This window comes from Colwellia sp. BRX8-4, assembly GCF_014077345.1.
Taxonomy (GTDB): Bacteria; Pseudomonadota; Gammaproteobacteria; order Enterobacterales; family Alteromonadaceae; genus Colwellia_A.
The window spans coordinates 339,629-351,898 of sequence record NZ_JACGVS010000001.1; the positions used below are offsets into that span (position 1 = coordinate 339,629).

Sequence of the window (12,270 nt, forward strand, 5' to 3'; positions counted from 1 at the left end):
CGTTATATCCTAATTTAAAAGAGGAGACTGACTACAAAGTCACATGATAGCGTAACCTTTAGCTATCGGTCATATTTATACGAAAAAATCATTACAACTGATTAGGGCGTTGGCTTTAAATACCCTAAACATGCATCAACTTCTTCCGTTGAGCCCATAATCACCGCAACACGTTGATGAATATGCGATGGTATGATTGTTAAGATACGCTGGTGTTCAGTAAAAGCTTTACCCTGAGCATTTTCAACCAACATGGCTAAGGGATTGGCTTCATACAACAAACGTAATTTAGCCGGTTGCTGAGCATTTTTAGTATCGCTGGGGTAGCAAAAAATACCACCACGAGACAAAACACGATGAACATCACCCACCATAGCGCCATTCCAACGCATGTTATATTTTTTAGCGCGTGGGCCTTCATTGCCTAACAGTAAAGCATTAATGTAATCGGTAAAGCCCGATGACCACTGAGTAAAGTTTGACATATTAACCGCAAACTCTGCTGTCTGTGTTGGTATTTCCAATTGTGCGGTGGTCAGTAAGTAGCAGCCTTGTGTTCTATCTAAGGTATATAAACGCGACGGACCGCCCGTTGTCAACGCCAGCATGGTCGAGGGACCATATAACACATAGCCCGCACATACTTGCTCGGTTCCTTGTTGAGCAAATTGTAATTCGCTGGTTGCCGGAACGTCGTCTTTGGCGCGATAGATGGTAAATATCGTGCCTATTTGACCATTAATATCAATATTAGAAGAGCCATCAAGTGGGTCAAAGGCGACAATATAAGGGGCACCTTCGGTTGCCGCAACCACCGAGTCTTCTTCTTCAGACGCAATGGTTCTAACGCGACCACTCTCTAACAACATATCTTTAAGTAACTGATTACTGATGATGTCTAATTTTTTTTGCGTTTCACCCTGAATATTCTCATCTAAGGTAGAGCCCAGCACATTTGACAATGCGCCTTGTCCCACTCTAAAAGAAATTTCTTTGCAGGCTGTTACAATGGTATCAATTAACAGAATAAGTTCAATATCAACCTTATCGTTTTCTAAACAGTGAACTAAGCGTTTCATAAGTCTCCCTTATACCGATTAAGGCAATTAAGTTCTTTAAATGAAAGGATTAAACGCTCAGCCATCGACAATTCGACTTTACGTAACCAGACACGTGGGTCGTAATATTTTTTGTTAGGACTATCGTCACCCGTAGGGTTACCTATTTGGCTTTGCAGATAAGCTTTATTGTCTTGATAATAGTCAGCAACCCCTTTCCAGCTTGCCCACTGTGTGTCGGTATCTATATTCATTTTGATGACACCATAACCAATAGCTTCAGTGATTTCTGCTGGTGCAGACCCTGATCCACCGTGAAAAACAAAGTTCAGCGCGTTATGTCCCAAAGCATATTTTTCGGCGACAAAGGCTTGAGAGTTTTTCAATATCTTAGGCGTTAATTGCACATTACCAGGCTTATAAACGCCATGCACATTACCAAAAGAAGCCGCAATGGTGAATGAATCACTGACACGACTTAAGTGCTCATAAGCATAAGCAACATCTTCGGGTTGGGTATAAAGTAATGAAGCATCAAGGCCAGTATTATCGACACCGTCTTCTTCGCCGCCTGTACAGCCGAGCTCAATTTCTAAGGTCATACCCATTGATGTCATGCGTTTAAGATAACGAGCACAAATATCAATATTTTCGACTAATGTTTGCTCAGATAAATCAATCATATGCGAGCTAAATAATGGTTCGCCCGTTGTTTTAAAATGTGCCTCGCTGTGCGCTAATAAGCCATCAATCCAAGGTAAGAGCTTTTTAGAAGCATGGTCGGTATTAATGATGACAGGAATATCATAAAACTTAGCCACGGCTTTAATATATTTTGCCGCGATAACACCGCCTTCAATGGCGGCATCCATAGGTGAAAGTTTATGCCCTTTACCAATAAAAAAAGCCGCACCCGAATATGATAATTGAATAATAATAGGTGAGTTTATTTCACTGGCCGCTTCGAGTGCTGCATTAATAGAGTTAGTACCAATGACATTAACCGCAGGGTAAGCAAACTTATTTTTTTTAGCATAATCAAAAAGCACGCTAACATCTTCACCGAAGACAAAACCACTTTTGACGAGATCTGATAAACTCTTCATATTAATTAATTCCTTGGGCAGTTAAACAAGCAGCTGTGATCTTAGACCATTGCCCCGATTCTACCCAGTTAGCATCAGCAATCCAAGTGCCACCGACAGCAAATACATTGGTTAATGCTAAATATTCATCTTGATTACTCTGCTTAATTCCGCCAGTTGGGCAAAAAGATATATCTTTAAAAACTGACCCCATAGCTTTTAAAAACGGAGCACCTCCAGATAATGAAGCAGGAAATAATTTGAGCTCGTTATAGCCAAATTCCTTTGCTAAAAGTATATCTGCCGTATTAGATACTCCAGGAAGTACCGGAACCGTACATTTAGCTAAAACAGTCAGTAATTGACTTGAAACTGCTGGCGTAATAATAAAATCACTACCCGCGTCGAGTGCTTGCTTTAAAACATTAGCGTCAAGCACCGTACCAGCACCTACTTTTAATTCGGGTAGTTCTTGCTTAATGGCTTTTATAATATCAAGTGATGCTGGCGTTCTCAGTACCACTTCAACTAAACCGATACCTGCGGCGGCCATAGCTTTAGCAATATTAAGTCCTTGTTCAACATTATCTGCTTGAATTATAGGTAGCAGAGTCTGCTTTCCCATCAGTGTGGAAAATGATTTCATGAATGATCCTTATTAAATTTTTAGACTAATTCGAGTTGAGTTTTAATAAACCGATTAAACTCATCTGCTGGTGCAATAGCACCTCTATGTTGTATTACAAAGCCAGCGGCTTTTGATGCTAAGGAGATTGAGTCATTTACTGAGTACCCCTCAATACGAGCACCAAGGTAAACGCCATTAAATGAATCGCCCGCAGACGTTGTATCAACCACATTTTCTACTGGGGAGATGGCAAATTGAGACGTTTCGCCGTCAACGACAACTAAAATGCCTTGCTCGCCATTTTTTATGATTAATTCAGTTAAGCCAAATTGCTGACAGTATTGATTAACTTCTTCAACGGTAGTCATGCCAAATAATTGTTGAAAATCATCAACACCAGGCAAAGATAAATCTGATTTTTGTAAGGCTAATTCAAACTGATCTTGAGCTTCTTTGGCGCCACTCCACATACGAGGACGGTAATTAGGGTCAAATACAATTTGTACTCCTGCGGCTTTTAATTGATCAATTAAAAGCCAGAATGCTGCTCTAGCACTTGGCTCAATAACAGCCAAAGAAATACCGGAGAAAAAAAACATATCTCCTTTTGCTAATTGACTTATCACTTCATCATCAATGTGTTGCATTACTTGGCGAGCAGCAGAGTTTTCACGCCAATAGGTGAAACTACGTTCACCTTGCTCATCAAGTTGAATAGAGTATAAACCTGGGATTTTTGTTGTCGATTTAAACACAAAATCACAGCCAATATTTTCATTCTCAAAGTATTGGAGCATATCAAGGCTAAATGGGTCTTGACCAACAGCGGTAACTAAATGCACGTTCATGTCAGCAAAAGTGCGTTTTAGGTAAACAGCTGTGTTAAAAACATCTCCGGCAAACGATTGTTTCATTAGAGTAGATGACTGATCTTGTGCAGCAGGCATCAATTCAATCATACATTCGCCGAATAAATAAATGTTCTTCATTTACATAGCCTTATTAATTTAATTAAAATTTATCCGGTAACTAATTACCGGATGATTACATGCTTAAGCTTTAGGTTTTAATGGTTCTATTTTGGGAATAAGAATCCAAACAGCGGCCATTGCAATAATAGCTAAAGACGCACCGATAACAAAAGCAGGGGTGTAGTTACCATCAGCAGTTAAAATAGGCACTAACGCTGTTAAGCCTAATGCGCCAAATTTTGCCGCCATGCCTGAAAATCCAGCGAGTGTACCTACAGATTTTTTACCAAAAAGGTCACTAGGTAATGTTTGAAGATTACTGATAACGGTTTGGAAGCCAAATAAGATAACAGCCATAATCATTACCGCTGTAGTGGGTCCACCAGGGCTTGCCATCGCTAATAGTGCTGGCAACATAATCAAACAACCCAAAGTAATGGTTAACTTACGAGTTCTATCAATATTCCAGCCTGCCTTTATACGATTCTGTGCAAGAAGACCACCAAACCAAGCACCAAACATAGCCCCCACATAAGGTACCCATCCGTAGATACCAATAGCTTTAACATCCATGCCATACACTTCGTTAAGGTAAATAGGGATCCAAAAAACAAATAGCCACCAAATAGGGTCAATAGCCGCTGAAGCAATAATTACGCCCCAACTTTCTTTACGTGACAGTAATTCACCCGTACTTGGGTTATATTCGTCTTCCGTTGAAGAATCATCAACATTAGTATTTCGTTGACCCGTTAAAATATATGCGCGTTCTTCATCGGTGATCCAAGGATGTGATTTAGGTGGCGCCTTTACCAATATAATCCAAGGAATAAGCCACAATAAACCAACCAAACCAATAACAACAAAGACCATTTGCCAACTGAAATAAACGGTCAAATAGGCCACTAACGGAATAGCAATGATACCGCCAATAGCAGCACCAGAGTTGAAGATACCTTGTGCTAAGGCACGTTCTTTTGTCGGGAACCAATCGGCATTACTCTTAGCTGCACCGGGCCAGTTTCCAGCTTCCGCAACACCTAATATAGCGCGAAAAATACTGAAACTCAGTACACCCTGTGCAAATGCGTGAGCGGCAGTGGCAAGAGACCAAACACCAATAGATAACACAAAGCCTAAACGAGTACCGATCCAATCAAATATCTTGCCAAAAATTGCTTGACCAAAAGCATAAGATAAAATGAAAACCATGGAAATATTTGCATAGATTTGTTTTCGTTCAAAAGCTGATTCATCAGGAAATAAATCTTCAACGATGTCTGGCCACAATACAGCAAGTGCAGATCGATCAATGTAGTTAATTACGGTGGCGATTGCGATTAACGTAATAACCCACCAACGGAGATTTTTAAGTTTCATTAGCTGCTTTCCTTATTGTGAATATGATCAAAAGCACCTTCTTCGACAAAATCTTCCCGAGCAGGGCTAAAAGTATCAATTAAAATTCCACCGGTATGGCAAGTCGCACCATGGTCAGCATGGGGTGGTATCATACAGCTATCACCTGGCTTTAATATTTTAGTTACACCATTAATGTTAAAGTGAAATTCTCCTTCAACAACATAGGTTACTTGAGAGTGCCGGTGAGCATGATTGTAACCAATGGCACCTTTTTCAAACCAGATCTTAACTGCCATCAACTCATGGTTGTAACCCAACATTTGACGCTTTAAACCGCCGCCTATATCTTCTATTTCTGTTTCATTACCAAATGAAAAATTTTCACTTTGACTCATGGTTGACCTCTATTTTTTAATTTCGAACAATTTAAAACGGCCATCAAATTTATATTTTGAGCCATTAAATGAAAATGCATTGCGTTGATTTTTTTCAGTTGCATTAAACGCTAATAGATAATGTTTATCGCCACTAAGCATGATTTCTACCACATCAATATCATCAATCTTTTGATGTGATAATGTTTCAACACTGCTTACGGCTGCGATGGTAAATTCTTTTGATGGGTTATATTCGCCATGCGGCTCTAATACGCTAACAAAGGTATGATTCTTAGATTTTGTTTTACGGTTGATAAAGGCATTTTCGTTACGTAAGTTAAAGAGCGGATCGTTGGCTCCAATCTGAGTAAAGATTAAGGAAGCATCACCGTCCATAACGATCGAGTTTGTGTAAAACCGACCATTATCATTTAACCAAGTAATTTGAGATAAGCCAGCCTTGGGTTGAGCTTGTGCTTTTAACCATAAGTGTTGATAGCCATTTTCTTTGCCAAGGACTGGCAAGCTAGTTAAATGGGTGTTTAAGTCAAAGCTTGTGCTAATTAAATGACCTTTGTAATGGACAGGTAAATCATACTGATGTGCTTGCTTTGACATAACATCAAAAACATCAACAACCAATGATTGTTCCTGCTCTGGCAGTTTTATTAACGCTATGGTGCGAGTTAATGAAACACCGTCATAAGCACTATTGATACGTGCAGAACTGATGGTCACATTAGTATCTTTTTCAAAAAACACCAGTTTAGGGTAATTGGCATTACCCACGGCAACATTGGCATTAAAATGTGACTTTTCGTCAACAACAACGGTGTTATGCGCAACAGTTTGTTTAGCCCATGTTTGGTTTTCTGGCAAATATCGCCCACCAAATTTAGCTTCAACATTTAAAAATCGAGCAGCGCCGTAATCTGAGACTATCTCTTCACCTTTATCATAAAATTGCCAAGTCAGTTTATCAAAATGTCCATGACCTAAACCTTGCGCGGCGGGTTTAAACAGTACCGCTTGTTCTCCACCAACATTTTGGCGCATGATCACTAAGGCACCTTGCTCGCCATCGTTACCATCACCAAAGGCAACCGACTTAAATTTATAAGGCGTAGCTAGATGATTATCTAAAGCATTTGCCACTTTTAAACCGTCGCCAGTTAATAAAATCTGTTTCTGCAGGTTAGCAATATCAAGTAAACCTGTGTCTTTTGTAAAACCATAGGCTATGGCAACACCATTAACTAACTCAATAGTATCGATACCCTTACTTTTAATCGCATCATTAATTGGAAAGAATAAATTGTTGTAGCTTAATTGTATCGTCGTATCAATCGCTTTTAATACGATTCCATCGCGGTATTCAAAAATTTTACGTTCAGGTTGATTGGTTTGAATAGCCTTAGCAAAGGTAATAAACGGCAGTAACGCAAAACGTTGGTAATAAGGACCTTCATTGTAATAACCTGCGGGAGAGAAAAGCTCATCTAACTGTCTTAAAAATCCGCCCTTGCCAGATTTATCTAAACCATAAAGCGCTTGTTCTACCCAGTCCAACTCACCTAATACATAACCTGTCATACCAACAGCAGCCGTTGTCCAGGTACCATGGTTATGAACTTTATTGAATGTTTCAGGAGAATCGACAGATAAAAATTTTACAATAGGATGAAATAGCCCTTTTTCAATGGTCGATTTTTCAGCAGATGTTAAAGAAGGTATAATTAAATCGTAAGCTTGACTGGTATATACCAACCACATCGCTTCGTTTAAGCTTTGCCAGAAGAGTTTACCTGGGTTTTGTTTACCCATTTTTCTTTTTGGATGCAAAGGTAAAGTAGGGTAGAGCTTTGCATACTCAAGCAACATGTCACGTACGTAATTTGCATATTTTTCATCTTGCGTTAATTGATAAATAATCCCTGCATCGTACATTAATTTATAATTTTTCTTATGGCGCTCATGGGTATAACCGCCACCGCCATCTTTTGGTAGAGGTACGGTTATCACTTGTGCTATTTGCTTATTAACTATTAATTTATTAGCAACAAAAGCTTCGGTAAACTGTCCATTTTGTTCAATAGCACCACGCATATCAGCGACATCCGCAGTGGTAATAACAAGATTAGGGCTCGTATATGCCATCACCTTATTACTTGCCAGTACCGCGGTAATCAGCATGGAAATAAGAAATAGCCCCTTTTTTGCTGAACACCATATTGGTGAATAAAATGACATTGGATTAGAAATTTTCATAGAGAAGCTCTTAGTTAGATTGCTTGTTGTTTAATAGCACAGCGGTATGCGGGCCTGCGGCATGTAGCTCTTTCACATTAGGCGCTGCTGTACCCTTAAAGTTATTATCATTTATAGCTGTTTTGGGTTCGCCTACGGTATGTTCAATAATGATCTCAGCAGTATCAGTAAAAGTATTATTGTCGATATTGGTAACCTGTACACCGTGCAAGTAAAGACTCGATGCAGTTTTATTACGCTTACCATTACCACTATTGTTAATAGCGTTTTTATACATCGCTAAATGAGGACCAAAAGTACTTTCGTCAGTGCCACCTCGATATAAGTTAACTAAAGCACCTTGTACATTATCAAAAGTGTTATTTTTTAAAATGACATATTCCGCGTTATAAATACCTAAGTCTTCAATTTCTTTGTTTAAGCGAAGAAAATCACCGGTGATATCGCTAAATTGGTTATTAGTTAACTCAATATAATCAGCAAACGAACCATTACCCGCGTCAAAAAAATGAAACGAATGATTAATATCAAGTCCACTCACCTTGCTATTACGCATAACAAAACGGTAGTTATAAACCATACCCCATTTCTGTGAACGAACTAAGGTATTACCTGAAGCATCGGGACTGTTGCTACCATTTATATTTAAGCCATCAAGAGTTAAGCTACCTCCATCAGAAATTTGAAATAAGGTAGAACGCTGAAAAGTTACCTTAACCATGCCTTGATTTTGCGCTTTAATCGATACCGTTTTATTAATATCAATCATCTTTCTAACATCGTAATTTCCATCAGCCAATATAAGGACATCGCCATTACTTGCTGAAACCACAGCATTAAATAAAGCATCGTCTTCTGCTTTAACATTAATAGTATGACCCGATTCAAAGGCAACTAAGCCATCAGTTTTCTTGTACCAACTTGGACCGGTTGCTGATTTTAAAACGGGTGATAAACTCTTTTTAGCTCCCTTAGCCAAAAGTTTTTTGTCGGTAGGGTAAAGCAAGCCATTAGCTGCACGCTTAAGCTCAATATTCTTTTGGCTAATACCTGATGCTAGCTTTTCTAGCGCGACAGTATTTGCAATATTGCCTTTAAATTTAATGCCACTTACATCGTCAAATAGCGTAAAAGGTTGTTGACCATTATCATTAAAAATTAAGTTGTTTTGTACTTTAGAGTTAATTGGTACCGCACTTCTTTCTTGGTCGCTTCCTGCTGCTAGCTGAATATGATCAACATTAATTAAAGAATTATTTTCAATTAAAGCGTTATCAACTTGGTGATATCGATTAATAGATGAATTAGGAACGCCATTCATGACAGTAAAGCCACTGCCAAAACGATAACCGGTTAGTCCTTCAAGATAATTGTTACGAATAATTTGTTCTTTATTTATTACTCGAATACCACCGGTATGGTCAACGCCATTACCAAAGAAGACATTCTCTTCTATGATATTGCCATTACCGTGGCGTAAGGTCAGCGTACCTCTCGACTCAAAAAAGACATTATTACGAATTTTATTTTGTCCTGATTTAACTGATATTATTTCTACTTCACCATCACAGCGATCAAAATAGTTATTTTCAACTAAGGTGTATGAATTTGATAATGAATAATGGCTGGTGCCAATACGAAGAGTTTCGCCACCATTAGAGCCAAGAATAGGGCGAGGGCCAAAATAGTTATGATCTATTTTATGATGATTCTCTTGACTATCTACTGTATCTAAACGAACAGCAAGAGTTACCCCTTTATTACGTTTACCGGTGAGGTAATTATGATCAAAACGATTATATTGACCATAAATAGCCACCCAATAGTCAGACTCACGCTTATCAGGATTACTGAAGTTATCAATAACAACTTCTGTTACCCGTGAATGATAAGCTAAATTTTCTTTATTACTTCTAAAAGCGACAACAGCACTACTAGGCGTATAACCATTTTTAAAAACTAATCCTGAAACGACTAAATGCTTACCAGACAACCTCAAATTTGATTGCCCAGTCAGGAAAACCTTACCTTTTGTTTGTGCCTTTAGTGTTATTGGCTTTTGTTTTGTACCTTCGCCTTTAAACAAAATTTCAAAGTTATTCCATATGCCATCAGACAAGATAATATTGTCACCCGGCTTTACTTTTTCCAATGCATTTTTATACGCCGTTTGATCGCCAACTAACCATTCTTTTGCCGCTAATTGGTTTGTTGTTAACATTAAGCAAAATGTTATGGTGAGACAACACAGTAGATAGGGTGATAGTTTAGTTTGCTGCATAAAATAACCTATGAAATTAAAGTGTAAAATTTAACGTTTTTACTAATAACTATTAAATAACGTCAACATATTGGTATTAATTGGATTTAGTTAAAATAAAAGTATCACTTCCCTTTACATTTCGGGCTTATCCAACGCCATTACTAATGTAATAAAACTGCTCACATCGTACTTTTAACTAACAATCGATTTAATTTAACTGATATCAACAGCCATTGTCAACCAAATCACATTACCAAATACTGATCAATTGGTAATAATTAAAGTTGAGTTTAGCGCTAGACCTTTATACAGAAGTTATCTTTGCACCTAGACCAAAACATTAATAAACAGACAATTCCTCACCTAATAGTTTTGCCATAAGCGCCAGAAGGCTATATGATTAGTTATATAGGGCATCACTTTATTATATTTAGCTAAGGAAAATAATATGAGCAGCAACCGCAGGCTATTTTGGGGTATTGTAGATAAAATAGAGGCTTTAATTGATTCTGAAATTTACACCGCAGGCAGTCGCTTACCACCGGAAAGAGAATTAGCTGAAACATTTAAAGTGAGCAGACCAACGATTCGAGAGGCAATAATTGCCCTAGAAGTTCGTGAGAAAATTGAAGTTAAAACAGGTTCCGGCGTTTATGTTTTAAAACCGGTTAACCAATTATCGGGCTTACACAAGCAAATTAATGCTTTTGAGGTTACTCAAGCTAGAGCATTAATTGAAGGTGAAGTAGCAGCGATTGCGGCAACAACCATCACCGAAGATGAATTGGTTCGCTTACATCAAACCTTAGTTGATATGGAAAACAGTCAGTTTATTGCTGCCGCTGATAAAGAATTCCATCAAATTATAGCCAATGCTACCCGTAATAGTGCGATGATTTTAACCGTACAAAATCTTTGGAAGCTTCGCTCATCAACACCAGAAATTATTAAAGATTATGACAGTGTTTGCAGTAAAGATAATTCAAAAACACTTGCAGAGCATAAAGCGATCTATCAGGCATTAAAATTAAGAGACGCTCCTCAAGCAAGGCTTGCTATGCACAGTCATTTTAACCGACTAATAAACGCCTTATTTGATGCCGTCGAGTCGAGAGCGCTAGAAGAAATAAAACAAAAAAACAGTGAAAAGCGTGGACTTTATTCAATTCCTCACTCTAACGATATTTAATTAATTATAAATTTATATCAGGTAAAACATAAAAGGCCTCTTTAATAGAGGCCTTTTATTTAACTATATCGTCAATCAACTCATCACTTAAAATCTAACAACAGTGCGGTCGCCTTACTAATAGCGTCATTATGCTAAAACAGTATTCGTTACTTTAGCATGACATACATTGAAATTACTTCGCCAATTTAAGGAAGTAGTCAAATATTTCTGGCACGTTACCATTACCCATGTCGGCAGCAACTGCTGCATTTAGATTGGCAGAAGTACCTTCAGCAATTTGTGACACAGTACCAAGGTCTTTGACCATTTCTAAAAAGTAACCTAAATCTTTATTCGCATTAGCGATAGAGAAACCTAAATCACTTACACCATCTACGGCGTAGTTTTTACAAAAGCCCATAAACGGTGAGTTAGATGGACCTGTCGACATAATATCAAAAAGCTGTTGGCGGTCAACGCCAGCTTTATCAGCAACAGCAAAAGCTTGTGACATCGCTGTAACCGTAGTCATACCGATGAAGTTATTTATGAGCTTAGTCGTGTGACCTGCACCAAGAGCGCCAAGATGGAATACATTTTCACCTTGCTGTTCTAAAATAGGCTTCACTTTATTAAAAGTATCTAAGTCACCAGCAGCCATAATATTAAGTAAGCCATCTTTAGCATGAGCGGGTGTTCGACCTAATGGGGCATCAATCATCCCTGCGCCTTTCTTGGCAAGATCTGCACCAATCTTACGAGTAGATGCTGGTATAGAAGTACCAAAATCAATCAGAACAGCACCTTCTTTAATCCCCGCTAAAATACCGTCTTCAGCATAAACTAGCTTTTCAACAACAACAGAAGTTGTTAGCGCAAGCATTACTATATCACTACGTTCTGCGAGTTCTTTCGCTGAGGTGACTTCAGTAGCATTACCGCGAGCAATTACCTTAGCAACCGCCTCTTTATTTAAATCCATTACATTTACTTGAAAGCCACGCGTTTGTAAGTTTTCGACCATGTTGCCGCCCATAAGGCCAAGGCCGATGAAACCTATAATAGGTTTTGTCATATCTAACTCCTA

Annotated in this window: 10 protein-coding genes; 1 reads left to right on the forward strand and 9 read right to left on the reverse strand. The window is 38.4% G+C overall.

Annotated elements, in window-relative coordinates; all coding sequences use genetic code 11:
- Positions 1-101: 101 nt before the first annotated feature.
- From H4J56_RS01495 to H4J56_RS01530, 8 genes are all read right to left on the reverse strand, one after another.
- Positions 102-1,079, reverse strand: coding sequence for a class 1 fructose-bisphosphatase (locus H4J56_RS01495; protein ID WP_182258757.1), 978 nt, complete (start codon positions 1,077-1,079; stop codon positions 102-104).
- Positions 1,076-2,164 (reverse strand): class II fructose-bisphosphate aldolase, encoded by a 1,089-nt coding sequence (gene fbaA, locus H4J56_RS01500; protein ID WP_182258758.1) that lies wholly within the window; start codon positions 2,162-2,164, stop codon positions 1,076-1,078. Before fbaA ends, H4J56_RS01495 begins: the two co-directional genes overlap by 4 nt.
- Before the next feature lies 1 nt (position 2,165).
- Positions 2,166-2,789 (reverse strand): bifunctional 4-hydroxy-2-oxoglutarate aldolase/2-dehydro-3-deoxy-phosphogluconate aldolase, encoded by a 624-nt coding sequence (gene eda / locus H4J56_RS01505; RefSeq protein WP_182217831.1) that lies wholly within the window; start codon positions 2,787-2,789, stop codon positions 2,166-2,168.
- Between the two features lie 20 nt (positions 2,790-2,809).
- Positions 2,810-3,760 carry a sugar kinase gene (locus tag H4J56_RS01510; RefSeq protein ID WP_182258759.1) on the reverse strand — a complete coding sequence of 317 codons (951 nt, stop codon included), beginning with the start codon at positions 3,758-3,760 and terminating at the stop codon, positions 2,810-2,812.
- 63 nt (positions 3,761-3,823) lie between these two features.
- Positions 3,824-5,122, reverse strand: coding sequence for an MFS transporter (locus H4J56_RS01515; protein ID WP_182217835.1), 1,299 nt, complete (start codon positions 5,120-5,122; stop codon positions 3,824-3,826).
- Entirely contained in the window at positions 5,122-5,499 is a 378-nt protein-coding gene (locus H4J56_RS01520; protein WP_182217836.1) for a cupin domain-containing protein, read from the reverse strand. The genes H4J56_RS01515 and H4J56_RS01520 overlap by 1 nt, the downstream gene beginning before the upstream one ends.
- Positions 5,500-5,508: 9 nt before the next feature.
- Positions 5,509-7,674, reverse strand: a complete 2,166-nt coding sequence (locus H4J56_RS01525) for a heparinase II/III family protein (RefSeq protein WP_259368140.1) — start codon at positions 7,672-7,674, stop codon at positions 5,509-5,511.
- 85 nt (positions 7,675-7,759) lie between these two features.
- Positions 7,760-10,030, reverse strand: coding sequence for a polysaccharide lyase 6 family protein (locus H4J56_RS01530; protein ID WP_404842629.1), 2,271 nt, complete (start codon positions 10,028-10,030; stop codon positions 7,760-7,762).
- Positions 10,031-10,460: 430 nt separating this feature from the next.
- Between H4J56_RS01530 and H4J56_RS01535 the strand changes: the two genes are divergently transcribed.
- The gene (locus H4J56_RS01535; protein ID WP_182217838.1) at positions 10,461-11,201 is read left to right on the forward strand and encodes a FadR/GntR family transcriptional regulator; all 741 of its coding nucleotides are present in this window, start codon (positions 10,461-10,463) and stop codon (positions 11,199-11,201) included.
- A gap of 175 nt (positions 11,202-11,376) precedes the next feature.
- Here H4J56_RS01535 and H4J56_RS01540 read toward each other — a convergent pair whose 3' ends face one another.
- On the reverse strand, positions 11,377-12,258 hold the full coding sequence (locus H4J56_RS01540) for an NAD(P)-dependent oxidoreductase (protein WP_182217840.1): 882 nt from the start codon (positions 12,256-12,258) through the stop codon (positions 11,377-11,379).
- Positions 12,259-12,270 lie beyond the last annotated feature (12 nt).